Source organism: Companilactobacillus allii, assembly GCF_001971585.1.
GTDB lineage: Bacteria > Bacillota > Bacilli > Lactobacillales > Lactobacillaceae > Companilactobacillus > Companilactobacillus allii.
Genome location: NZ_CP019323.1, coordinates 2,422,861 through 2,448,923, shown reverse-complemented (window position 1 = coordinate 2,448,923; position 26,063 = coordinate 2,422,861). Strand labels below are relative to the sequence as shown.

Here is a 26,063-nt window from a genome sequence, read left to right as displayed (position 1 = left end):
TATCATGAAATCGTGGGGGATTTTATGATAAAGAAGAATGTGACGATCTCTATAATTGTAGGAGTGGTTGTTTTAATAGCTGTTGGATTTGGTATTATTTCAGTTAATGCCAAAAAAGCTGAGTCTGTAGCGGTTGAACAAAGGATTGAAAAGCAAAAGGCAGCTAAAATACATAAAAAAGAATTAGCCATTAAGAAAGAAAAACTCAATCAATGGAAACATCCATCTGAAAAGAAGGATTATCCAGATTTGGATAAGTATAAAGATGCTTATATTGAGGTATCTATTGAGGATCAAAAGGTATATATCAAGGATGGTAAGGACAGCAACTTGTATATTATGAATGCTGCTACAGGTACGAAAGAATCACCAACGCCTAAAGGGGTCTTTCATATTCAAAATCGTGGCGATTCATTTTACAATCCTGAATCAAAAGAAGGTGCCAATTACTGGACTTCCTTCAAAGATTTGGGAGTTTACTTGTTTCACAGTGTGCCAACAGATAAAGAAGGTAAGTATGATGAAAATGAAGCCCATAAGCTTGGTGAACGGTCGAGTCATGGTTGTGTTAGATTGACTATCCCCGATGCTAAGTGGGTCAATACCTCTGTTCCTGATGGAATGAAAGTTGTTGTTAAATAGACATAATTTTTTTAAATAATTCAAACCATTTTGTTGTTTTACAAGAAAATGGTTTTTTTTTTTCTGTAAATCATGATACTATATCAATGGTCAATTGAGCGCACGCTCAAATTATTCATTATTATTGAAATTATAAGTGCTGTATGACTTAATCGTGTGCTCAATAACTGTAAAAAATACGGAGATAACATCATAAGTTATAAAATGATAATATATCGCCGAATTTCTAAATCAATAGAAAAGAGGTACTACTATGAATGATGGTAGTGATGTAGAAGAGAACGAAACAACTTCAAAGCGCAATAAGCTTGTGAGTTCTAGTTCTGCAGATAATAAGAGTTTGGATGAGATCAATGGTAGTATTGAGGTTCCAGAAGGTGCTGGCTTCTGGAGAACATTGATGACTTACACTGGTCCTGGTATTTTGATTGCTGTGGGTTACATGGATCCAGGAAACTGGATAACTTCAATCGCCGGTGGTGCTCAATATAAATACACACTTTTGTCAGTCGTACTTATCTCAAGTTTGATTGCTATGTTGTTGCAATCTATGGCAGCCAAACTTGGAATTGTAACAGGGAAGGATCTAGCTCAGTTAACTAGAGAAAAGACTTCTAAGACTGGTGGATTGATTCTTTGGGTAATAGCTGAACTCGCTATTATGGCAACTGATATTGCCGAGATCATCGGTTCTGGTATTGCTATTAAGTTGTTATTCAACATACCGTTGATCGTTGGTATATTGATCACAGCAGCTGATGTTTTGATTCTGCTTCTACTAATGAAGTTAGGATTTCGTAAGATTGAAGCAATTGTCGCAACACTTGTTTCAGTTATTTTGTTAGTGTTCTTATATGAAGTATTCCTAGCAAAACCAAGTGTTACAGGGATTATCAATGGATATTTCCCACAGAGCAGTATTATTACTAATAACGGAATGTTATATTTGTCCCTTGGTATCGTTGGTGCTACAGTTATGCCTCATGACTTGTATTTAGGTTCATCAATTTCCCAAACTAGAAAAGTTAATCGTGAAGATAACAAAGATATTGCTAAAGCTATTAAATTTTCGACAATTGATTCAAATATTCAATTGTTCCTAGCATTTATTGTTAACAGTTTGCTTTTGATATTAGGTGCTGCGTTGTTCTATGGTACAAATAGTGAACTTGGCCGTTTCGTTGATTTGTTTAATGCCTTAAGTAATAAACAAGTTGTTGGTGCTATTGCCAGTCCAATCTTAAGTATGTTGTTCGCCGTTGCCTTATTGTCATCAGGTCAAAGTTCAACAATCACAGGAACACTTTCAGGTCAGATAATTATGGAAGGTTTCATTAGATTAAAGATGCCTTTGTGGGCACAGCGTCTATTGACAAGACTTCTATCAGTTACCCCAGTTTTGATTTTCGCTGTTTATTATCACGATAATGAAGCAAAAATCGAGAATTTACTTACATTCTCACAAGTATTCTTAAGTGTTGCCTTACCATTTGCGATTATCCCGTTGGTTCTTTTCACGAGTGATGAGAAGATAATGGGACAGTTCAAAAATAGGAAGTGGGTCAAGTATTGTGCTTGGTTTGCAACCATTGTCTTGATAATTTTGAATGTATATTTAATTGTTCAAACTATCGTAGAAGCATAGTGAGGTGAACTAATGGAAAAAAGCGAACTTCAAAAAGAAAAGATAGTAAAAGTCGCACAGGGGCTATTTTCTGAACAAGGTTTTGAGGCCACTACAACTAGAGAGATCAGTCGGGATGTCGGAATCTCTGATGGTTCATTGTATTATTACTTCCCTAAAGGTAAGCGAGAAATATTGGATACGATCGTTCACCAAGGTATTGAAAGCAGGACTGTAGTAATTGATGACTGGTTTACAGAGGTTAAATCTGTCCCAGAACTTGAGAAACAGATCATTAATCTTTATGAGAGGATTTGCTTGATATTTGAGGATGAAGATAGCTATCGCTCCTTTATGATTACTATCCGCGAACGTCCCTTACTATCAGACAGTCAATCAGATTGGTTAATTGAGGTTTTGGGTAATGTCCAAACTAAGTTGGCTAAAGAGTTAGATACAATTGTTGGTCAACTCAAGATTGTAAAAAGTGATTTTGAAGATGCAACTGGTATTATAGTTTCAATAATTCAAAAGTCACTCTATGATGAATTAGTTTTGAAGAATAATAAAGTTATAAATAATGAAGTTAAACAAGCTACTGAATCTGAAATACACTTATTGATGCAGTTGATTGGTGTATAGAGTGTGACAAAATACGTTCAGTTTTCGTTTATAAGTCCAAAAGCCGGTAATCACGTAAGTGAATATCGGTTTTTGGACTTATATGGGGAAAATTGTGTTTTGGCGCACGTTTTCGTCAGAAATGAAGTTTGTCACGACCCACAATTTTTCGCTTTTAGTAGGATATAAATTCCAAAATAGGTACAATTTGTCTTTTGATTTTGATGATAATCTTGCCATGGATCAGTGACAAATCTATGTATACCAACGGTTTACAATCTTTTATAAAGTAAAATAAATAACATCATACGAAACATGTTTAAACATAATCGTTGAAAAACAAAAAAATTATATTTATACTTCTTTTTGTAATCAAAAAAGATAAATTATATACAGCGATGTATGTAAGTTATCTATTTATAGGAGGATTTACAAATGAAAAAAAGATTAATAGCGATTGTATTCGCACTAGCATTATTAGTTGGTCTAGCCGCACCATTAACTACAGCCAATGCTGCTACTGATAAGGTTTCAGTAACTTATACTGTAAAAGATGGTAGCAAACAGGTCGCTAAGAAGACTTGCAAGCTCAGTAAAAATACAACAGTTCTCGCTGGATTAAAGAAAGCTTGGACAGTTAAAGAAAAAGATTCAATGATAACTTCAATTGACAACTGTAAAGCTGGAAAGAACCAAAAATGGACATATAAGATCAATGGCAAGAAAGAAACAAAGAAGGCATCTAAGGTAAAAGTTGCTAATAACGACAAGATTACATTTACACTTTCTAAGAAATAGATTGAATATTAAGTAAAAAAATAAAGAATTCTGGATATATAAATCCGGGATTCTTTATTTTTTTTTAGAATAATTTATCGCTATCGGGATTAGTCCGTGAACCAATAAAGATTATTTGCCACAGAACCAGTACGATTTGTAATACTGGTAAGTATATTAAAATAATAATTAAAACTATTGTTTGGATAAGCAAATATTTCCAATTGGTTAAATATCGATAGATTTTCATTTGCCGAATACTTTTAGCCACATTTTTGTAGCCCTGTTCATCATTATCTTTGGCAATTAGATAACTAAGTAGGATATAAGAAGCTGACCAGATAGTATAAATAATGGCATAAAAAATTTGTGGTCCCTGAGCATTCAAATCTTCACCAATCCATGAAGTTGCTACAGGTAAAAATGAAGTTGAAAACATCCAGAAATTATTTGCCCAATAAATCCTTTTGGTTACTAGTTTTGTTTTAGAAAACATATAGTGATGATTATACCAAGCTACACCTATGAACAAATATCCTACTGCATAAGAAATCAAGTATGGTATTTGTAAAGTGATTGCTTTTAATTCAAATGATTCTGGTGTTTTGAATTCTAGAATCATGATGGTCAAAATAATTGCAAGTACTGCATCCGTAAATGCTTCAACTCGTGATTTATTCAAAGAAACACTTCCCTTTTGAAATAATATTTCAAGTATAAAGAAGTGTTCCTCTAATAGGAAGAAGATTTAGTCAATTACATTAGGTTTTCTATTCAAGAAATACTTGACTCCTGAAATGATATGAAAATAAACGGATAATTCCATCATATCCATATTGAGACTCTTTATAAATGGCCACTCAAGGCGTGATGATTTCCACATTGTGTTGGGTTCTTGATTGAATTTCTCTGTGAGCTGTTGTGGTTGATCTAAGAAAATTCCAGATTGATACAGATAATTGGAGTAATCGTAGAAAAAGTCGGAAGTTTCAGGCTTTTCTATATCCTCATGCAATATCTTAACTCTGGCACGAATGAATCCTAATGTATTACGCATCAATTGAGGTCCAGTTGTTGAATCTTGCAAAAATGCAAAGAGTTGTTCAAAAAAGTGTTGATAAGAATAAATCTCGTCATTACTTAAATACGAAGCCAAATGATTCTTAAAAGGATACTTCCAATTGTTCAAGTTATACTCTAGTTTTTTACCAAGCCAAATGGTAGAAGGTATCTCGTAAAATACTTGTGTCAAATCTTGTTCAAAACTTTCATTGATTATTTCAGGATATTCACGAGGTAATAAGCGCTTTATTTCATTATTAGGCGACATATTAGTTGTCTTATCTGCAGTAAGTTTCAATAATTTATCCCAAGTATCAGTATCGAATAAATCAGGCTGTATCAACTTAACTTGCTTCAAGTTTATTGGGGCAGAATTAAGCGTGTAGCCCGCTTTGAAGCAATCATCGGTAAGTTGTAGAGTCTGAACAAAATGTCCTCCTAGAGAGTGACCCAATCCATACAGAGCACATTTATCTTGAATATTATCTTGGATATACTTGATAAAGTCTCTAGCAGCAAACATTTGACGATTCTCAGTGTCATTGCCGACTAATATGGCATTAACGTTATAATTCCAATCTTTGAAACCTTCAAGTAAGAACTTCTCCAGTCGCTTACTACGAGACCGTTGCGTGTAATCCATATCTGCCTCTGTACCTTTGAAAGTAACATAGCATTCACGAATTCCGTCAATTTCTATCTCATATGCAATACCAGAGAATCCAGAGTCAGAAGCCTCAGGTATCAGTTCCTTTGCATCATAAGAACGGATATAAGTAGTATGTCGTTGAACCTTTTTGAAGATTAAATAATCCAAGAAGTCTTCAGGTGTGAATTCTTCAAATAAGTATCTGTCGTAATCAAATTGCATGATTTTGGTTCTAAAATCTATATTTTGTAATAATTCTTGTGATTGATATGGCTTTTGTCTTTCGTCAAATAAATGTGGTTTACTTTGATAAATAAGAACATTCATTTGAGTTAAGTAATTTTGACATAATCCAATATCCTCATCCTGAATCATGGCAATCAATTGTTTTAATTTATTGATTTTACGATTTCTATTTGGAATCTCCAAAGTGTCCTTGTCATGTGATTGATCAATGTTCTTCAGCTTTAATGCTTTATCGATTAACTTTGGATGAAGCATTTTATTTTGTTTAAAAAGAGGATCTTTTAGATTGACTGTCTGTGAAAGAATATGATTGGTCAGTCGTATTTTTTCCTTGTTTAAATATGAATAACTAAAGTAAAGTCGCTTATTTTGACGCAATAACTCTTTGGAATCTTCCTTGTTAAAGGTGAGTGGTAAAACTTTATGAGCGCGGAAATTCAATAGCTCAAATTGATCGTATATTTTGTTTAACTTATCTAATGATTTCAGTAACTCTTTCATAAAATCACCTCTTATTTCTTTATATTCAGTGTAACAAAATAATTATAATAAAGTGTAATTCTTCCATTATTTCAAGATAGTACTTCATATTTGTAAGTTGCTGTAAACGTGCTATGCTGTACTTGTATAGAGATTCTATATTTTGAAATCACATGATGATTCCTAATTAAGGTTCATGAAAGAAGGTGAATAATTGTGAAAGGTTATCATATTTTACTTGATACCAAAGATCAATTATTCACATCTGTAAGTAATCATAATTCGAATGTTTTTGGAAACGGTAGAACGATACAAGAAGCTGTGGAAAATTTAAAAAATCTTGAAAAAGTATAAATTAATGTAACAGAGTGCGACAAAACGCGTTCAGTTTTCTAGCATAATGCAAAATAAGTAGATATTCACGTAAGTGGATGTCTACTTATTTTTTATTCTTATATGGATAAATCAATCTCAAAGTTCGTGTTTTGATTGGTAATATATTGAAAATGGTATCCTTTTTTATTTTGAAAATGAAATTATTTTTGGGATTACAATACTTTTACTAGTTGACAATTGATTTAAAAGGTGGAATAAACAAGAAATATAGTGTAAAACACGAACTATAAAAGAAATAATTTTAAAAATGTTTATATTTCTATTGAAAAATCATTTAATCTTTGTAATACTATATAAGTTCGTGAAAAAAGTATTGATTAGGGGCGTTTATATTGGAATCATTAAATGATGGAAAGAATCTAAGCTTTTTGGAACGTTTATTTCATCTCAAAGAAGCTAACACGTCTGTTAGACGTGAGATATTAGCGGGATTAACAACATTTGTATCTATGGCATATATTTTGTTTGTTAACCCACAAGTACTAGGGGATTCAGGAATGGATAAGGGTTCACTATTCACAGCAACTGCCTTGACTGCGGTTGTTGGGTCTGTCTTGATGGGAATATTGGCTAATTATCCAATTGCCATTGCACCAGGACTTGGTGATAATGCATTTTTTAGTTATTCAGTTGTTATTGCAATGGGGATTCCATGGCAAACAGCTATGGCCGGTGTTTTCATTGCCAGTATTATTTTCTTAATTGTTTCATTATTGAAGTTGCGTGAATTAGTTATTAATTCAATTCCGCAGGATTTAAAACTTGCCGTATCGGCAGGATTAGGATTATTTATTGCCTTTGTAGGATTACAAGGTGGTGGGTTAATTCAAGCAAGTAAGTCATCATTAGTAGAGATTGGATCATTTACGACACCAACTACTTTATTAACGATTGCTGGGTTGATCGTTACAGCTGGTCTTATGTGCAAAAAGGTTCCAGGAGCTATTTTCATCGGTATGGTATTTACAACCATTGCTGGATTAGTTACAAAGTTAATACCAATGCCTAAACAAATCGTTTCAGGTATTCCTAGTTTGAAACCTACATTTGGTGTGGGTGTAATGCATATTGGAGATATAATTCATCAACCACAAATGTGGGCTGTTGTTATTATTTTCCTATTAGTAGCATTTTTTGATACAGCTGGTACTTTGATTGGACTTGCCGAACAAGCAAGCATTATGAAAGACGGTAAGATGCCTAGAATTGGACGCGCTTTGATGGCCGATTCAATTTCAATGGTGAGTGGTGCAGTATTTGGTACAACTCCACCAACTGCATATGTTGAATCAAGTGCTGGTATTGCCGTAGGTGGTAGAACTGGATTGACCTCTGTTGTAGTCGGGGTATTCTTTGCAATTTCGATGTTCTTTTCACCATTATTGACAGTTGTTACATCAAACGTTACAGCACCAGTGTTGATTATCGTTGGGGCGTTAATGGCACAGTCAATGAAGGGAATTCATTGGGAGAAGTTTGAGATAGCTTTGCCAGCATTCTTAACAGTTCTAGCAATGCCACTAACATATAACATTACTTATGGTATTGCCTTTGGATTCTTGGCCTATCCACTGACAATGATCGCTGCAGGTAGAAGAAAAGAAGTTAATGGTATTATGTACGGATTATTCTTTGTTTTTGCTTTGTTACTTTATATTATTAATGTATTGCCACATAGTTAATATTATTAGAGCGTGACAAAACACGTTCAGTTTTCGTTTATAAGCCTAAAAGGAGCTTGTGACATAACTCTACATTAAAAGAGCCTTCATACAGAAACGTTCGGTTTCCGTATGAAGGCTCTTCTTGTATAATAAAAGAATAATAAAAAAAGAGCACCGGTCCGAACACCGATACTCCACGAAATCACCCTCGAAAGGATGTTCCAAATTATGTTCAATAATTATAACATAAATCAGACAAGTTTAAATATGGCAATCGAATTTATTCCAGAGAAAGATCACGAAGCGTATTATATCAATGAATTAGTGGAATCTATTGAGTTTCACGATAGTTATGAGACAGGACGTCCGCGTGAATATGATTTGCGGGCCGTCCTAAAATTAGTACTATTTTCATATCTTAGAGGTCGCTACACTTGTCGCCAAATTGAGCGAGAAGCTCGCGAGAATATCTATGCACGTTGGTTGACTCAAGAACACGTTCCTTCATATCGCACAATTGCACGCTTTATAGTTTCCGACGAAGCTATGGAGATGATTCAATCAAGTTTTGAATCTATGCGTAGCTTTTTAGTTGAACATAACTTGATTGACGATTGTGTATTTATTGATGGGACCAAGATTTTGGCGAATGCCAATAAATATTCGTTTGTCTGGAAGAAGAAAATCATTCATTATGATGATTTAAACCGCGAAAAAGCTGAAGTCATTCTAAATGAAATAAAAGAAGTTGAAACCACTGCCTTTTCAGAATCATTACCCATGGACTATGATAATTTAGATTTGACTATTGCTAAGTTAGAAGAACGAATTGAACAATTGGATTTAAAAGTAGAAGAAACCAAGAAAATCTCTCCTAACCCTGCGAAGCGGGTGCGGAGAATAATGAAATCCAAGTTAAACAAGACAAAACATATCAGTGAGAAGCATGATAAATATTCAGAAGATATGAAGATTTTTGGTGAACGTAATAGCTTTTCAAAAACTGACCATGACGCTACATTCATGCGAGTCAAAGAAGACCCAATGCAAAACGGACAACTGAAACCTGGATATAACCTACAGATTGCCACTAGTAATCAATTTACCTTGGATTATGATCTGTTCTGGAATCCAACCGATACTCGTACCTTGATTCCATTCCTCAAAACTCTGGAGACCCACCGAGTTTTAGGACGTTTCATAGTGGCTGATGCAGGATATGGTTCAGAATCTAACTACAGATATATTGAAGATGAATTACTAGACCAAACTTCCTTGATTCCTTACGGTACGATGCTCAAGGAAAATAGTCGTAAATGGAAATCAGATGAAAAGAAAGTTCTAAACTGGGACTACCATGATATCGATGATTATTACATTGATCCCAACGGTGTTAGATTCAACTTTCTAAGAGTTACTATTAGAACCGATAAATATAAATTTAAAAGACAGTTTCGTTGTTATAAAGCCGAATCAAAAGATGAGAATCAAGAAATAATTGATGCGGCATTTAATAAAAGTGGAGGTGTCAGATATATTTATATTAATTCTGAATGGGAATATTTCAAAGCACATGAACGAGAGAAGCTTTATGGTAAAGTTGGGGCAAAAATATATGCCCAACGAAAAATCGATGTAGAACCGGTTTTTGGACACCTTAAGGCTTATTTGCATTTTACCAGGTTCACGGTTCGTGGAACTGATAAAGTCAAAAGCCAAATGGGATTAGCCTTAATGGCAATGAATATGGGAAAACTAGCCAAAAGAATGGCTTTTTCTTTAAAAAACAAAAGGACCAGAACAGGAAATCTTCGGATTTCCAAGTTCTGGTCTTATTTTTTATGGAGTTTTGTCACAAGCTCCTTTTAGGCTTATAAGGAGAAAATTGTGTTTTGGCACGCGTTTTCACTGCAAGTTTGAGTAGAAAAATAGTTAAGTTACAGCACCTTTTTAGGCTTATAAGGAGAAAATTGTGTTTTGGCACGCGTTTTCACTACAAAATTATCCGTTATATTTAGCAAGTGTGAATGTAACTTTGTCCTTGTTCTTTAATTTCTTCTTGTCAGCACCAACGTTAACTTTTTTACCATTAACAGTGAAAGTCCAGTAAATTTTCTTTTTGTTATTTTGTTTCTTACCATTGATAGCTGAGATGAATCCGTCTTTTTGAGTTACTTTAAAGCCCTTTTTGACACCAGTCATAACTGTAGAGTTCTTTTTTAAAGAAACAGTTTTTTTAGCAATTTGTTTCTTATTCTTTTTTAAAACATAAGTTACTTTGATATTATTTGTTTTTGCATCTGCAGTTGTTGTAGCAGCTGGTGCAATAACACCAACAAGTAATAACAATGACATTAACAATATGGTAATTCTTTTTTTCATGATAATAAATACTCCCTCATGTATCAAATTTGTTCAACGGTTTCTAATTATATCAGAGAATCTGTTTATCGATATATAAGACTTTTTTGTAAACGATTATACTTTCACGTTGTGTTATTCTTAGATGTGCTAGTTAGTAGTGGAAGGGAGATTATTGACAGATGAAAAAAATTTATTCTGGTTTTAAACAATCAACGAATAGTTTCTCAATATTAATGTATTTGGTGTCAGTGATCGTCTCGTCTCTTATATTCAATAATCCGATAATTATTCTAGCAATCTTTATTTCTTTATTGATCGTAATAATATTCACTACAATAAATAAATTAAAAAGTTATATGAAATTTACTTCAATAATCTTTGTAACAACACTTCTTTTTAATTTAATCATCAATCAACGAGGGACAAATATTATTTTCCAGATGCCATTTATCAAAATAACTAATGAATCACTGTTAAATGCTGGAATATTGGCATTTTCGTTTGTTAATCTGCTATTGGCATTTTATATTTATGATGCACTTACTAATGTTAAGATAATTTTTGATTTAATGTCTAGGAGTTTACAAAGTATTGCAATAGTCTTTATTCTCACAATAAAGTTTATTCCAAGGATAATTGAAATATTTGAAAGTACTAATTATTTATATAAATTTCGAAATACTAATAATATAGGAAAAAATAAAATTAAAAAGCAAATGAATATTGTAGAAATAGTTCTGAATAAAGCAATTGCCAATTTTATGAATGTATCAGATGTTTTAATTACCAAAGGTTACAATAATCGAGATAAAGTTAAGCAAAGAATCAATAGTAGCAAGTCTGATTATGTCTTATTTATAGTCAGTTTACTCACGGTTGTGTTTAATATAATAATGGCCTTTTTAAATTTAGGAAAGGTCAGTTTTGGATCTGCGACAGTTAATATACTTATGGATAAGAAAATCATAATTATTAGTTTGATAAACTTTATTATGATAATAATGCCCATTTTGATAGGAGGATCACAGTATTTATGGTGGAAATGGTACGTTTCAAAGATTACAGCTTCAAATATTCCAACAGCGAAAAACTTTCGTTAAATAAAGTTGATCTAACAATCAATAAAGGGGATTTATTACTTCTAATTGGTAGAACGGGTAGTGGGAAGAGTACTTTACTTAAACAAATCAAACCGGAGTTGGTTGTAGGTGATATTACAAGTGGTTCTTTGGAATGTAAAACTTCTGATAAGAGTATTTCCTATATTTCACAATTTGTTGATAATCAGATGATAACTGAATGTGCTAGGGATGAATTCAATTTTATTCTCGAAAATATGGGATATTCCATTGATCAGCGTCATATAAAAATTGCAGAAATTTCCAGTTATTTTGGGATTATCGAGCTATTAGATTTGAAAGAAGCAGAACTTTCAGGAGGACAAAAGCAACTTATCAATCTGGCTTCGGCTTTGATAGTGAATCCAGATATTTTGCTATTAGATGAACCAACTTCGCAGTTAGACCCGATTGCATCTGATAAGTTGATGCAAATGATCCATAAAATCAATTCTGAATTAAATGTAACCATCATTTTAGTGGAACATTCATTAGAGAAGAATGTTTTTTTCGCCAATCGATTGGCAATAATTGAAGATGGTTACATTGTGTTGGATGAAAATATCGATGAATCTTTAAATAAAATATTCCACGACACTTTTTATCGGAACTATTTGCCACAGATTGATAGATCATATAAAGAATTGAATTTTAACGAAGATATCAAGTTACCAATAAATAATCGACAATTCAGTACAATTTTGAATAAGAATAAAAAATTAATTCAATATAGTGATAAATCACGAGAAAATAAGGAGTTTGACGAAGTATTAAATGTCAAAAACTTATCTTTTAGATTCAATTTTGAGTCGAAAGAAATAATTGATAAGGTAAGTTTCCAACTGAAAAAGGGTAATTCTTACTGCATAGTTGGACCTAATGGAGTTGGTAAATCAACGTTAGTAAGAGTAATCACTCAACAGTTAAAACAACAAACTGGGAAGATACTTCTTGATAATAAGATTGTAAGAAATACCAATACTGATATTTATAAGAAAATGTTTGTCTTACCACAGAACCCAGCCTTATTATTCGTATCTGATACGGTATTTGGTGAAGTAGAGTTTCAAATGAAACAAAATAACCCAAAAGAAACCTCACAACAAGTAAAATCCCTTCTGGAACGATACGACCTTTTGACGTTAAAAGATATTAGTCCATATGACTTGAGTGGGGGGCAACAGGAATTCTTAGCATTAGTTCTTGGCTTAATAAAGAATCCAGAAATTTTATTCTTAGATGAACCAACTAAAGGACTAGATCCCAATATGATCATAAAATTGCAGGATTTAATAGACGAGTATCTTTTAAAAGGTGGAGTTGTTTTTGCGAATAGTCATGATTTAGTTTTCGCTACAACTTTTGATTATGTATCGATGATGTTTGATGGTAAATTGAGTGATTTTAAATACCCAATAGAATTCTTTAAGGATAAGTTCTTTTATACAACAGAAATAAATAAAGCATCCAGGGATAGTTTCCCGGATGCTTTAACTTGGAATAATTTACTAAGGAATAAGTAGATACAAAAGTGCACCAACAGCACCACCAGCAAGTGGTCCTAATATAGGAACCCAGCTATATGACCAATCAGAATCCCCCTTGTTAGCGATAGGTAATAATTGGTGAGCAATTCTTGGTCCCAAATCTCTGGCGGGATTAATTGCATAACCAGTTGTACCACCAAGTGAAAATCCGATTGACGTGATTAGTACACCAACAACCATTGGATTCAATCCGTCAGTAAACTTACCACGTGTGAATGCTAGTAATGCGAAGACTAAGATGAATGTTCCAATGAATTCACTTATGAAGTTCATTGGATAGTTTCTTATAGCAGGTCCAGTAGCGAAAACTCCACGGATAGTATCGGCATCTTTGGTTTCTTTCCAATGTGGATAGTAGTTGACCCAAACCAGAGCGGCCCCAACGATTGCACCTAACATTTGTGCGATAATATAAGGAATAACTGATGACCATGGGAATAATCCAGCGATTGCCATACCAAGTGTTACAGCTGGATTAAGATGTGCGGGACTCAAAAATCCTGAACAATAAACACCAAGTGTTACCGCAAGTCCCCATCCAAGTGCAATTGCTATCCAACCGGCACCTTCAGCTTTTGATTTTTTTAGACTAACTGCTGCGACAACCCCATCACCAAGCAAAACCAGAATCAACGTTCCGATGAATTCACCTAATAATTGCAAAGATAAGCTATCCTGCATAAAAAAACACCCCTTTGTGCAAATAATTGCATTATATTGTAATGATAAATGATATGATTGCCAATTTAGTGGAATCGCTATCATTTATAAGTATTATACATAGTTGCTGAATTAATTACTATTTTTATGGAGCTTTTTAGAAAAAAACTAATAAATTACATTACACTATAGAGTATCGTCATTTTTAATTGATTATGGAGGAAGTATTTTGAGTAGGAAATCGGGTTTACTTTTAGCAGTTTCAATCATTATTTTGATTTTATTGACGATTTTGGATAAAGGCAATTATTTACTGCTGTCATTCATTTTCTTAGGATTAACATTGTGTGTTTATTTCATAAAATTTGAACACTCTCAAAAGACGTCCCGAGAAATTGTATTTATTGCTATCATCTGTGCTTTGGCAGTGGGAGGACGTGTTTTATTTGCTGCATTACCCTCAGTTAAACCAGAATTATTCATTTTGATTCTTGGTGCGATGGTTAGTGGTCCGGAAACGGGATTTTTAATGGGTACAATAATAGCAATAACTTCTAATATGTATTTTGGACAAGGCGCTTGGACTCCATGGCAAATGTTTGCTTTGGGAATCATTGGATTAATTTCTGGGATGATGGCCAATAAAAAGATTCCAGTTTGGATCTTGACGATTTGGGGATTTTTAGCAGGTTTCTTAATGGGATGGATCATGGATATTTATTATATTATTGGATTTGTAAGTCCGATCACCTTTAAGAGCGTCGGAATATCTCTATTGGGAAGTTTCTACTTTGATTTAATACATGCTGTATTCACGGCAGTATTATTGTTACTAGTTGGCAAGCGTTGGATTAAGATATTCAATAATTATAAAAAGAAATATAATTTATTTTTGAGAGGAACAAAATAATGAAAATTTATACTAGAACTGGTGATAAGGGTCAAACAAGAATTATCGGGAATAATGTACTTTATAAGTCAGATAAACGAATTGATGCATATGGAACAGTGGATGAATTGAATTCATTGGTTGGTCTTATCTGTGCTAGTTTGACGGATAAAACAGCTATCTTCAAAGATGAGTTACAAGAGATCCAACAATTATTGTTTGATTGTGGGACTGATTTGGCAACTCCAGAAGATGATAAGAAACATGATTATATCTTTAACAGTGAAGAACCAACCGATTGGTTGGAAAAGAAGATTGACGAGTATTCTGATGCAACTCCTAAGGTTCAAAAGTTTATTTTGCCTGGGGGCTCAGTTTCGGCATCATATCTTCATGTTGCAAGAACCGTAACTAGACGCTCAGAGCGACAAATTGTGGATTTAATGCAAGATGAACCAATTAATCCAGTGGTTTTGAAGTTTATCAATAGATTATCTGATTATTTCTTTGCTGCAGCAAGATACGCAAATGTTCTTGAAGGCGTTAGTGATGTGCAGTATCGTAATAGTAAGCCAGTATTTAGATAGACTGATAATAGGAGATTATGTAGAAGGGTGATGTCACAATGGAAGATGTAAAATCTACAAAACCTAAAATGTCTGGTAAGAATAGTAAAGTCATTGCTGCGTTGATGATAGGTTATACAATGGTCTATATGGATAAGACCATGATTTCAACGGCTGTAATTCCAATTGCCAAGCAGTTTAGTTTGAATACCACACAAACTGGATTGATAATGAGTGCTTTTTTCTTGGCATATTCATGTATGCAAATTCCTGGAGGATGGTTAGCAGATAAAGTTGGTGCGAAGAAAGTATTGCTCTTTTCACTTATAAGTATTGCTGTTACATCTTATTTATTCGGAATCGTTGGTTCATTGTTTATGTTTGTCGGGATTAGATTTTTAGCAGGATTAGGTCATGGAGGGTATCCACCTTCAACCTCAAAGGCAATTGCTGAGAATTTTGAACCTCATCAAAGAGTCCTAGCTCAATCAGGAATTCTAACCACGACTGGTATTGGTGGAATTCTTGCTTATACGCTGGGTGCTAATGTGATCGAATGGCATTGGAGATACGGATATTATATGCTGGGAACACTATTCGTTGTTGCGTTCTTGTGTGTATTGTTCATGTTGCCAAATGATCAAGCCGTAGTTAAAACTGAAGAGTCTGTACAAGAAAAGATGCCACTAAGTCAAACTCTTAAAAATCCTAGTGTTATTTTAATTTTTATAATTTTATTACTAGAAAATGTCGTTACTTATGGTGCAATGTCTTGGATGCCAAGTTATTTAACTGAGACATTTGATTTAACAGTAGCTCAGGCTGGTGCAATTATGGCGGTCAGTGCTATCTTACAAATCATTGGTAGTTTAGGTACAGGAATTATTTTGACCAGAGTGTTTGTTGGTAAGCAAAAGCAATTCATTATCACATCAGCTATTTTGGCAGCATTGGGTATTGGTGGATTGATTATTTCTACTAATATAATTGTGGCCGTTATCTGTGTTGCTTTGAGTGGGATGTTTATTGTTTCAACATTTGCCGCAACAGCTTCGTGGCCACAGAAGATCTTCCCTGAAGAAATTATCGGATCAGCTTCTGGTATTGTTGGTACCGGTGGTACATTGGGTGGATTTATTGCGCCATTATTGATTGGTGCATTAGTTAATAATGCTGGTGGTAATTTCTCAGTAGCATTCATTTTCATGGCAGTTTCACTACTCATTGGAGCTTTTATTTCATTGTTAGTGAAAGATTAATAATATTTCAAAGTGTGTCACTTGACGGTGGCACTTTTTTTGTACGATAATTAAGAGTCACGATAGGAAGAGAAAAGATGAAAGATAAAAATATTGAAAAATGGTTTGATTTTATTGGGAAACAAAGACAAATAGAAAATGAATTATCCAATATTGGAGATTTGTTATCGCTAAATGAATTCTATGTACTGTATTTTTTGGATCTTGAGGATAATAGGAAATTAAGATTACAGGATTTACAATCTGATATTGGTCTGAGTCAAAGCGCTATGTCTAGAATGATCACTCGCTTAGAGGCAAAAGAATGTGGTGTTATTAAACGCAGTACCTGTGATGATGACAAAAGGGGAATATATGTCAGCTTGACCCAAAAGGGTGAAGAAACATTGAATAGATACCAACCAATGGTCGTTGATATTTTAAAACGTGAGTTGCATTAAAGTGATTATTGGAATATTATAATACATGCATGTGCATACAATTATAATAAGAAGGTAATACAAATGACAAAAATCACTGATGAGTTAACATTTAGACGTGGATTAACATTAAAGAACCGATTTATTATGCCACCGATGACCACAAAAATGAGCTTCTATGATGGAACAGTAACTAATGATGAGGTAAGTTATTATGGATCACGTGCTGGTGAGGTTGGTGCAATTATTACTGGTGCCGCCAATGTACAAGATGATGGTAAGGGTTGGGATGGTGAACTAAGTGTTTCTGATGATCAATTCATTCCCGGACTTGCTAAATTGGCTGCTAATATTAAGAAAAATGGCACAAAAGCAATTCTTCAGATTTTTCATGCCGGAAGAATGACTAATTCTGGTGTATTACATGGAGTACAACCTGTATCTGCTAGTGCAGTTAGTGCACAACGAAAGGATTCTCAAGTTCCTAGAGCTATGGAAGAAAATGAAATAAAAGAATTGATCGAGAATTTTAAAAAGGCTACTCAACGTGCTATTGACGCTGGATTTGATGGTGTGGAGTTACATGGAGCTAATACTTATATAATTCAACAATTTTTCTCACCCAATTCTAATCGTCGAGATGACAAGTGGGGTGGTAGCCTTGAAAAACGCTATCAGTTTATTGATGAATTGGTTGATGGTGTGATAAGTGTTGTTGATAAATCAGACGTTAAGAATTTCATAGTTGGGTATAGATTCTCACCTGAAGAATATGAAACCCCCGGTATTCGTATGTCAGATACGATGTGGTTGGTTGATAAGTTATCTGATAAGCCACTAGATTATTTGCATCTGTCAGAAAATGACTACAATCGTATTTCGGTAAGTGATGACTATAACGATAAGCCAATACTTGCATATATTCATGATCAAATTAACGGTCGAGTACCACTTATTGGCGTTGGTGATGTACGTGGTAAGAAACAAGCAGATGAAGTATTAGAAAATGCTGAACTAGTCGGTGTGGGTAAACAAATGTTACTTGATCCACATTTTGTTGGTAAAGTATTAACGAATCAAGAGGATTTAATTAATCGTAAGCTATCAAAAATGGACCAAGATACTTATCAGATAAGTAATGGTACTTGGGGATTTCTAACTGGTATGATGCCAGATAGGATAGTCAAATAGCTTTTAATGTTGTTATAAAGAAAATGTGATATAACTTATTTCTACTCGAATTTGTAGTAGGAACTTGTTATGTCACATTTTTTTTGCACAAAAAAAGGAATTTTGCCTTTCAAAACCAGTCGTTATTGGTACCAATAAATGTTAATATCGTTATTGTAAACGTTTTTAATTAATAATTAATGGAAGGGACATAAATATGCGTTCTCAAAAGGAAAAAATGATAGCGGGCGATTTATACATTGCTAATGACCCAGAGTTGGCTAAAGAATCACATCACGGTAAAAGATTATCCAGACTATTGAATAACACGACCGAAGAAGATGGAGAATTACGAACAAATATATTGAAGGAATTATTTGCCAAAACTGGAGAAAGTGTTTATGTTGAACCACCATTTCATATAGATTATGGAACAAATACAACGATCGGTGAGAACTTCTATGCCAATTATGATTGTATCTTTTTGGATATTGCTCCAATAACGATTGGTAACAACGTCATGTTGGCACCACGAGTTGGATTATATACTGCAGCACATCCTATAGTTGCAGATATCAGAAATGAACAATTAGAGTATGGCAAACCGATAGTGATTGGCGATAACGTATGGATCGGGGCAGGTGCAATCATAAATCCTGGTGTAACAATAGGTAGTGGCGTGGTTATTGGTTCTGGTTCCGTGGTAACCAAAGATATTCCTGATAATTCAGTAGCAGTTGGTAATCCTTGTCGCGTATTACGTGAGATCAACGATAATGATCGTAAGTATTGGGAACGCGAAAAAGCTAGATACTTTGAGAACTAATGATGCAAATCAGAAAAGAAGAATCTGACGGTGAACCTTTCAAATATTATGTACATAAAGGTCGTGGCATCAACGTTTCACCACATTGGCATCAGGGTATAGAGATAAATTATCTGATTTCTGATGATGACTTAGAATTTAGGGAGAATGGTAAAACCACACACTACCACCAAGGTGATATGTGGGTAACTAATTCACGAGTTGTGCACGAAGCACATTTGGTAAGTGAAGATCGTTGGTTAGAGCTTGGTTTGATCATTGATTATGGATTTCTGAAGAAAATTTATCCACAGATTAGTGAGCATAAGTTTGTTGTCAATAATATTACCAATTTGTCACACCCAAATGATTATAGAAAACTACAAGAATATTTACGAGAACTATATCAATTAACTATAATTCCGGAAAAAACAATTGAATTGAAAATGACAGGTATAGTGTATCTAATTCTTGCCATTTTGATTCAAGACTTTACCAAACGAGTTCCTAGAATAGATGAGTCAGCCAATGAAAACTTGGTAGACAGCGTCACTGTTCAGATTAACAATCGATTTCGTGAGCCTATAACTGGCTTAAAATTGGCAAAGGAATTCAATACTTCCTTAACAACTTTGAATCGTCAGTTCAACAAGAATATTTCAATGTCGGTTGGAAAGTATATCACGATGATACGACTGTTAAATGCTCAAAAGAAATTATTGAACGGTAATCAGACAGTTGAATATATAGCAATAGATTGTGGATTTTCTAATTCAAAGACATTTATTAATAGTTTCAAAAATTGGAAACATGTTACACCATTTCGATATAGAAAAATGTATAAGTGAGGATAATTATGACAGAATTAAAATTAGTCGCGACTGATATGGATGGAACATTTTTAAATGACCATGGTACATATGATGAGTCCGCATTCAAAGAAGTTTATCAATTGATGGAACAAAGAAATATTCAATTTGTTGTTGCAAGTGGCAATCAATATTATCAACTACAATCATTTTTTACAGAGTATCCAAAAACTATTTTTGTATCTGAAAATGGAGCCTTGATAGCTGGTGAAGACAAAGAATATTGGACTTCTCATTTTGATTGTGAAGCTTATTTAAAAGTTATCGAGGTAACGTCTCAAATTAAAGACTTAGATATGGTTGCATGTGGTAAAAAGAGTGCATATGTATTGAGTAATGTATCAGACGAATGGTTTAACCAAGTTAATCATTATTACACTCATTTGAAACGAATCGATAAGTTTGAAAATGTTGAAGATGAGATTCTTAAATTTGCCTCCAACTGTCCAGATGATGCGACAAATAATCTAGTATCAGAATTAACTGAAAAGTTACAAGGTATTGGAACACCTGTATCTGGTGGCAATGGATCTATTGATATTATTCAACCAGGGATGAATAAGGCTGCTGGACTAAGTAAGTTAGGCAAGGAACTTAATATTAAACCTGAAGAGATGTGTGCCTTTGGTGATGGTGGTAATGACATTGAAATGCTCCAATATGTGGGTAACGGAATAGCAATGGAGAATGCTTCTCAATTAGTTAAGAATATTGCGGATACTGGAACAGAAAGTAATAATAACCAAGGTGTTATTAGTTATTTAAAAAATATTTTGGAAAATGAGGAATAGTATATGACCGTTAAAATGATTGCGTTTGATATCGATGATACACTGTTAAATTCTGATGGAAAAATTCTGAATTCTACTAAACAAGCTGTTACAAAAGCATTAGCAAAGGGAATAAAGGTTGTTCTTTGTACTGGACGTCCCTTAGCTGGAGTTACGTCATACTTGGATGAGTTAGGTATCATAGGTGACGAACAATTTATTGTTACTAATAATGGTGCAATTATTGAATCTATTTCCGGACACATTGTTTCCAAAAAAGTTTTGGATAATGCGGCATATCGTAGATTAGTTAAGTATGGTCACGATAATGGATTGAAATATTACGCATTGGATGATGATAGTAATGTATATACAGATGATCGTGACATTAATAGAATTGCCGTGATCCAAGCCTTTGAAAATAGAGCGGGGATATACTTTCGATCACCGAATGAATTACCCGATGATTTCGAAGTGACAAAAGTTGCATACGTTGGTGAAAAAAGTGACCTTGACCCGTATGAAGATGCTGTAAAGTCTGAGTTCAAAGATATTTGTTATGTAGTCAGGGCTGGTGAGTGGTTCTTAGAATTGATGCATAAGAATGTAAGTAAGGCTTCTGGACTTCAAGATTTATCAACCAAATTAAACATTTATCCTGATGAAATCATGGCCTTTGGTGATGAACAAAATGATATTCCAATGTTTCAATTTGTTGGTAATGCCGTCTGCATGGAAAATGGATCTGATAAGGCTAAAGGGTACGCTAGTTATGTTACAGATTCTAATGATAATGACGGAATTGCTAAAGCAATGGATAAATTTGTTTTTGGTAAGTAGATGGGAAAAGAGATATTGAAATATGGGAATAAAATTAATTGCATTTGATATGGATAATACCTTATTGACTAGCAGCGAAACATTACTTGATTCAACGAAGACTGCAGTTTCTAAGGCCTTGGATAAGGGAATTAAGGTAGTTATTTGTACCGGTCGTCCCTTGGCTGGAGTTACACCATTTCTTAATGAGCTGGGTATAAAAGGTGATGATCAATATGTCATTACGTATAATGGTGCCATTATTGAAACAGCTTCAGGTAAGCCATTGATTAAACACCTGATTAATAAAGATGAATATAATAAACTAGTTGAGTATGGAGATAGAAACGATATTCAATATTACGCACTAGATGATAATAGCAATGTTTATACCGGTAATCGAGATATTAGTCGTGTAGCAGTATTGCAGGCTTGGGAGAATAATGCCGGTATATTTGTTCGTACACCAGATGAGTTACCCGATAATTTCCAAGCTGCTAAGTTTGATTATGTTGGTGAGCAAGATAAATTGGACCAAGAAGAACCAATCCTCACAAAGAATTTTGAAGACCAATTCAGTGTCGTTAGAGAAGGTACGATATTCTTGGCAGTAATGAATCAAATGGCCAGCAAGGGAAGTGGCTTAAGAAACTTAGCGAAAAGACTCGATTTAACGCCTGATCAAGTCATGGCATTTGGAGATGAAAGAAATGATATCTCAATGTTCAAATATGCTGGTACCTCAGTTTGTATGGAAAACGGAACTGATGAAGCTAAGGGATTTGCTGATTACATCACTGGTGACCACAATCATGATGGTATTTTTCAAGCACTTGAGAAGTTTGTTTTTTAGAACAGAGCGATACAAAATACGGGAATTTCCGAGCATTAACACAAAAAATGACGATCAACACGAAAGTGTTGACCGCCATTTTTAGCGTTAAGCGGAAGAAATTGTATTTTGTATCGCGTTTAAGAATAAACAAGATAAGCATAAATCCGATTATCTTTAAATATTTACAGCAGCACTTGAATAATTTGCAGTTAATTGAGTTAAGGCGATTATGTCATCACCATGTTCAATATCACTTACTTTAATTTCTTCAACAGCACCATATGACATGGTATTAGTTATGACCACCATGACTGTTGTATCGAATCCAGCATCTTTGAGCTTTTCAATATCAAATGTTCCTAATAGATCACCTTTTTTGATGGTATCGCCTTGTTTAACATTTGAGGTAAAGAACTTACCCTTTAAGTTAACTGTATCAATTCCTAAATGAATTAATACCTCAGCACCATCAGAGGTCTTGATTCCATAAGCGTGTTTAGTTTCATATGCAACTGTTACAACACCTGTGGCAGGTGCATAAATATTATTATCAGAAGGAATAATTGCGGCACCTTTTCCCATGATTTCAGCGGAGAATACTTGATCATTTACTGTTGATAAAGACTTCAATTCACCAGTAACTGGTGCAGAAATAACTTCATCGGCAACAGCAATCAAATTAGCATTTCCTTTTGCATCTTCGGAATCATCTGTGTCAGCTGCTTTAGCAAACTTCTTACCATATACATATGTTAATGAGAAACTGACTCCCATACTGATTATGATACTGATAAAGAATGGCAAATAATTCTTTGGAGGTAATGAAATGAATCCAATGACACCAGCAGCACCTAAAGCACTAGATAATACGTGGAAAATACCAACGAATACTGATGCGATACCTGATGCAATCATTGCACAATAGAAAGGATAGCGGAGTTTTAAGTTAACACCGAAAATTGCAGGTTCTGTGATTCCTAGTAATGCTGATATACCAGCTGATGAAGCAAGTCCTTTTTGCTTTTTGTTATTAGTAATGAACAAGACCGCTAAACAAGCTGCACCTTGGGCAACGTTAGCCATAGATGCGATTGGGAAGATGAAGTCTCCACCAGTTTTACTAATATTTGTAAGTAATTGTGTTTCAACAACAGGAAAACTTTGGTGTAATCCCGTGACAACAATAGCTGAATAGAATGTACCGAATATACCTGTACCAATGAAGCCGGCTGTATTATATAGCCAAACGATACCATTGGTTACACCATCTGAAACTATTCTCATGACGGGTCCGACACCGATAAATGTAAGTAAACCAGTGATAATAACGGCAATTAATGGCGTGAAAATAAAATCTAGAGTGGCTGGCATATGATCGTGCAGCCATTTTTCAATTGTGGCTAATATCCATGAAACAGCAAGAACAGGTAGAACTTGTCCTTGATAACCAGCTTGGGCAACTTTTAAACCGAAGATATTCCAGTAAGTCATTTTACCTGCGGCAGTGAAGTTGGCAACATCATATCCACTGACAAGTGATGGCATAACCATTGCCATACCAATTGCAGCACCAAGATATGGATTACCACCAAATCTCTTAGTGGCTGAATAACCAATAAGGACTGGCATGAATGTGAATGGTGCAGAAGCTAGTAAATTAATAAGTTCAGAAAGACCTTTAACACCAGGATACATTTGAACTACAGATAATGGTCCAAATAAATCTGGGGATGTTAGTAAATTGTTGATAGCCATTAGTAAACCACCGGCAACTAAGGCGGGTATCAATGGTACAAAGATATCAGATAGCAGTTTTACAACTGCCAAAACAGGATTAGTTTTTTTACCAGATGAGGCGATATTCTTCAGATCATCTGGAGTAACACCCTTTAAACCGGTTTTTTTAATTAAAAAGTTGTAAACTTTATCGACGTCACCGGGGCCGATAATTATTTGATACTGACCGTCTATACTAAATGTTCCTTTAATATCATCATCGTTATCCAGACCAGTTTGATCGATTTTGGAAGTATCTTTTATTACCAAACGTAGTCTAGTGGCACAATGTGCCGCGGCAATTAGATTGTCTTTACCAACATATTTGATGACTCTATCAGCAACTTGCTCATGATTCATATGTATATCCTCCTAAATAAACTTTGTAGAAATGTAATCGCTTTTATGACTTCATAATACATGCTTTTTTCAAATTGTCAATCGTCTGACAATTATTTTAACGATTTAAAATCTAGATTGGATTAGTTAATATACCATAAGCTTTATATAGAATGTTATACGTTTGACATTTTAAGTAAAACGATTACAATCTAAGTAAATAATTAAGTTGAAAGTGTGGAGTTTGCGATGATTACAGAATGGACGACAAAGTTAAGATATTTACCATATAATCAGTGGCCACAAAGTCAGTTAGATGATATTAAATATAAAATTTCTAAGTCACATTGGAGGTTGGGATACCATATTCAACCAACCACTGGTCTATTGAATGATCCTAACGGATTCTCATACTACAATAATCAGTGGCATTTATTTTATCAATCGTTTCCCTATGGTCCAGTGCATGGATTAAAAAGCTGGGATCATTTAACTTCGGATGATTTAGTTCATTGGAAGGATAATGGCATTGCGATTTATGCTGATACTAAAAATGATAGTCAAGGTGCCTATTCTGGGTCGGCTATTGTGTCTGATGATCAACTATTCATTGTTTACACTGGGAATGTTCGAGATGAATCTTGGGTAAGACATCCTAAACAAATCGGCGCTGTAATGAATGAGAATAATGAGATAAAGAAAATATCAGAGCCTTTAATAAATGAACCACGTGCCGGTTATACTGACCATTTCCGTGATCCACAGATTATTGAGCATGATAATAAATTCTATATAATTTTAGGGGCACAAAAGACAGATAAGACTGGTCATGTGTTGGTATATGAGGCAGATAAAGTAACAGGACCTTGGAGTTTTAAAACTGAATTGCATTTTACTAATGAAGAAATGGGCTATATGGTTGAATGCCCTAATTTAGTTTTTATCAATAATCAGCCGGTTTTAATATTCTGCCCACAAGGGATATCTAAGAGTATTTTGGATTATCATAATATTTATCCAAATGCATATGTTATTGGAGAATCATTTGATTGGGATACATTTACCTTTATTAATCCTTCAAAATTGCATAATCTTGATGATGGATTCGATGTATATGCGACACAAGCGTTCAATTCACCCGACGGTAGAGCTCTATGCGTCAGTTGGATCGGTTTACCTGAAATAGAATATCCAACAGATGTTGAGGGATGGGCTCACTGCTATAGTTTGGTAAAAGAGTTGAAAATCAATAATGGCAAGTTATATCAATTACCAGTAGTGGAAAATAAAAAATTGGAATTGAACAAATTCACGACAGACAAAATATCTGCACAATCCAAATTAAAAATAAACGTCCCAGCAAACAATGATGCTACAGTCTCGATTATTAGTGACCGGAATGACCAGTTTAAAATAACCTTTGACTCCAAAAATGGTAAAATTGTAGTTGATCGTAGCAAATTTGGTCAAAACTTCGCTCAAGCATATGGAGAGAGTCGTTTGACAGAAGTAGATACGAATAAAGATATTACGGCAGTTTTGTATTTTGATAATACAGTATTCGAACTATTCATTAATGATGGCGAAAAAGTGATTACAGGTCGATTGTTTCCAACAGGAACTGAATTCTTTGTCAAATCAGATAATGCTGACGTAGAAAGTATTCAGTTGGATAAAATTAATTAATAACGAGGATT

The 26,063-nt window shown here is 34.1% G+C and carries 25 protein-coding genes; 19 read left to right on the top strand and 6 right to left on the bottom strand.

Annotated features, from left to right (window positions below):
• Positions 1-24 precede the first annotated feature (24 nt).
• The 4 genes from BTM29_RS12140 to BTM29_RS12125 all read left to right on the top strand — a co-directional run bounded on the left by BTM29_RS12140 (position 25) and on the right by BTM29_RS12125 (position 3,685).
• On the top strand, positions 25-642 hold the full coding sequence (locus BTM29_RS12140) for a L,D-transpeptidase (protein WP_076618389.1): 618 nt from the start codon (positions 25-27) through the stop codon (positions 640-642).
• 253 nt (positions 643-895) lie between these two features.
• Entirely contained in the window at positions 896-2,287 is a 1,392-nt protein-coding gene (locus tag BTM29_RS12135) for an Nramp family divalent metal transporter (protein WP_083685999.1), read from the top strand.
• Positions 2,288-2,299: 12 nt separating this feature from the next.
• Complete coding sequence (locus BTM29_RS12130) at positions 2,300-2,908, top strand: TetR/AcrR family transcriptional regulator (RefSeq protein WP_076618386.1); 609 nt, start codon at positions 2,300-2,302, stop codon at positions 2,906-2,908.
• 414 nt (positions 2,909-3,322) lie between these two features.
• Positions 3,323-3,685, top strand: a complete 363-nt coding sequence (locus BTM29_RS12125) for a DUF4430 domain-containing protein (RefSeq protein ID WP_076618383.1) — start codon at positions 3,323-3,325, stop codon at positions 3,683-3,685.
• A 64-nt stretch (positions 3,686-3,749) separates the two neighbouring features.
• On the opposite strand, the gene BTM29_RS12120 is transcribed toward BTM29_RS12125, so the two are convergent.
• Together BTM29_RS12120 and BTM29_RS12115 are read right to left on the bottom strand one after the other, a co-directional pair.
• A complete protein-coding gene (locus tag BTM29_RS12120) occupies positions 3,750-4,346 on the bottom strand; it encodes a TMEM175 family protein (protein WP_076618380.1) in 597 nt (198 codons plus the stop codon).
• Between the two features lie 66 nt (positions 4,347-4,412).
• Positions 4,413-6,122, bottom strand: a complete 1,710-nt coding sequence (locus BTM29_RS12115; RefSeq protein WP_076618375.1) for a DUF6792 domain-containing protein — start codon at positions 6,120-6,122, stop codon at positions 4,413-4,415.
• A 707-nt stretch (positions 6,123-6,829) separates the two neighbouring features.
• On the opposite strand from BTM29_RS12115, the gene BTM29_RS12110 reads away from it, so the two are divergent.
• Both BTM29_RS12110 and BTM29_RS12105 read left to right on the top strand, forming a co-directional pair.
• The gene (locus tag BTM29_RS12110; RefSeq protein ID WP_076618372.1) at positions 6,830-8,179 is read left to right on the top strand and encodes an NCS2 family permease; all 1,350 of its coding nucleotides are present in this window, start codon (positions 6,830-6,832) and stop codon (positions 8,177-8,179) included.
• Positions 8,180-8,389: 210 nt separating this feature from the next.
• Complete coding sequence (locus BTM29_RS12105) at positions 8,390-10,030, top strand: IS1182 family transposase (RefSeq protein WP_076618368.1); 1,641 nt, start codon at positions 8,390-8,392, stop codon at positions 10,028-10,030.
• 132 nt (positions 10,031-10,162) lie between these two features.
• Here BTM29_RS12105 and BTM29_RS12100 read toward each other — a convergent pair whose 3' ends face one another.
• Positions 10,163-10,543, bottom strand: coding sequence for a DUF4430 domain-containing protein (locus tag BTM29_RS12100; RefSeq protein WP_076618364.1), 381 nt, complete (start codon positions 10,541-10,543; stop codon positions 10,163-10,165).
• 172 nt (positions 10,544-10,715) lie between these two features.
• On the bottom strand, positions 10,716-10,856 hold the full coding sequence (locus BTM29_RS12905; protein ID WP_192844194.1) for a hypothetical protein: 141 nt from the start codon (positions 10,854-10,856) through the stop codon (positions 10,716-10,718).
• A gap of 109 nt (positions 10,857-10,965) precedes the next feature.
• Here BTM29_RS12905 and BTM29_RS12095 point away from each other — a divergent pair, with 109 nt between their 5' ends.
• Both BTM29_RS12095 and BTM29_RS12090 read left to right on the top strand, forming a co-directional pair.
• A complete protein-coding gene (locus tag BTM29_RS12095) occupies positions 10,966-11,625 on the top strand; it encodes an energy-coupling factor transporter transmembrane component T family protein (protein ID WP_192844193.1) in 660 nt (219 codons plus the stop codon).
• Positions 11,559-13,166: an ABC transporter ATP-binding protein gene (locus BTM29_RS12090; protein WP_076618358.1), complete on the top strand. Its 1,608-nt coding sequence runs from the start codon at positions 11,559-11,561 to the stop codon at positions 13,164-13,166. Before BTM29_RS12095 ends, BTM29_RS12090 begins: the two co-directional genes overlap by 67 nt.
• Here the strand turns inward: BTM29_RS12090 and BTM29_RS12085 are convergent.
• The gene (locus BTM29_RS12085) at positions 13,152-13,871 is read right to left on the bottom strand and encodes an MIP/aquaporin family protein (protein ID WP_076618355.1); all 720 of its coding nucleotides are present in this window, start codon (positions 13,869-13,871) and stop codon (positions 13,152-13,154) included. The genes BTM29_RS12090 and BTM29_RS12085 overlap by 15 nt on opposite strands.
• 208 nt (positions 13,872-14,079) lie before the next feature.
• Between BTM29_RS12085 and BTM29_RS12080 the strand changes: the two genes are divergently transcribed.
• From BTM29_RS12080 to BTM29_RS12035, 10 genes are all read left to right on the top strand, one after another.
• Positions 14,080-14,760, top strand: coding sequence for an ECF transporter S component family protein (locus BTM29_RS12080; RefSeq protein WP_076618351.1), 681 nt, complete (start codon positions 14,080-14,082; stop codon positions 14,758-14,760).
• Positions 14,760-15,326, top strand: a complete 567-nt coding sequence (locus BTM29_RS12075) for a cob(I)yrinic acid a,c-diamide adenosyltransferase (RefSeq protein WP_076618348.1) — start codon at positions 14,760-14,762, stop codon at positions 15,324-15,326. The genes BTM29_RS12080 and BTM29_RS12075 overlap by 1 nt, the downstream gene beginning before the upstream one ends.
• A gap of 38 nt (positions 15,327-15,364) precedes the next feature.
• On the top strand, positions 15,365-16,564 hold the full coding sequence (locus tag BTM29_RS12070; protein ID WP_225972210.1) for an MFS transporter: 1,200 nt from the start codon (positions 15,365-15,367) through the stop codon (positions 16,562-16,564).
• A gap of 77 nt (positions 16,565-16,641) precedes the next feature.
• Positions 16,642-17,004 carry a MarR family winged helix-turn-helix transcriptional regulator gene (locus tag BTM29_RS12065; RefSeq protein ID WP_076618345.1) on the top strand — a complete coding sequence of 121 codons (363 nt, stop codon included), beginning with the start codon at positions 16,642-16,644 and terminating at the stop codon, positions 17,002-17,004.
• Positions 17,005-17,067: 63 nt separating this feature from the next.
• The gene (locus tag BTM29_RS12060; protein ID WP_076618342.1) at positions 17,068-18,174 is read left to right on the top strand and encodes an NADH-dependent flavin oxidoreductase; all 1,107 of its coding nucleotides are present in this window, start codon (positions 17,068-17,070) and stop codon (positions 18,172-18,174) included.
• Between the two features lie 196 nt (positions 18,175-18,370).
• Positions 18,371-18,979 carry a sugar O-acetyltransferase gene (locus BTM29_RS12055; protein WP_076618339.1) on the top strand — a complete coding sequence of 203 codons (609 nt, stop codon included), beginning with the start codon at positions 18,371-18,373 and terminating at the stop codon, positions 18,977-18,979.
• A complete protein-coding gene (locus tag BTM29_RS12050) occupies positions 18,979-19,806 on the top strand; it encodes an AraC family transcriptional regulator (protein WP_083685998.1) in 828 nt (275 codons plus the stop codon). The genes BTM29_RS12055 and BTM29_RS12050 overlap by 1 nt, the downstream gene beginning before the upstream one ends.
• 8 nt (positions 19,807-19,814) lie before the next feature.
• Positions 19,815-20,618 (top strand): Cof-type HAD-IIB family hydrolase, encoded by an 804-nt coding sequence (locus BTM29_RS12045; protein ID WP_076618332.1) that lies wholly within the window; start codon positions 19,815-19,817, stop codon positions 20,616-20,618.
• A 3-nt stretch (positions 20,619-20,621) separates the two neighbouring features.
• Complete coding sequence (locus tag BTM29_RS12040; protein WP_076618329.1) at positions 20,622-21,437, top strand: Cof-type HAD-IIB family hydrolase; 816 nt, start codon at positions 20,622-20,624, stop codon at positions 21,435-21,437.
• Between the two features lie 22 nt (positions 21,438-21,459).
• On the top strand, positions 21,460-22,269 hold the full coding sequence (locus BTM29_RS12035) for a Cof-type HAD-IIB family hydrolase (protein WP_076618325.1): 810 nt from the start codon (positions 21,460-21,462) through the stop codon (positions 22,267-22,269).
• A 156-nt stretch (positions 22,270-22,425) separates the two neighbouring features.
• Here the strand turns inward: BTM29_RS12035 and BTM29_RS12030 are convergent, their stop codons facing one another.
• A complete protein-coding gene (locus tag BTM29_RS12030; protein WP_076618322.1) occupies positions 22,426-24,387 on the bottom strand; it encodes a sucrose-specific PTS transporter subunit IIBC in 1,962 nt (653 codons plus the stop codon).
• Positions 24,388-24,615: 228 nt separating this feature from the next.
• On the opposite strand from BTM29_RS12030, the gene BTM29_RS12025 reads away from it, so the two are divergent.
• Positions 24,616-26,052, top strand: coding sequence for a sucrose-6-phosphate hydrolase (locus tag BTM29_RS12025; RefSeq protein WP_120270427.1), 1,437 nt, complete (start codon positions 24,616-24,618; stop codon positions 26,050-26,052).
• The last annotated feature ends 11 nt before the right edge of the window (positions 26,053-26,063 follow it).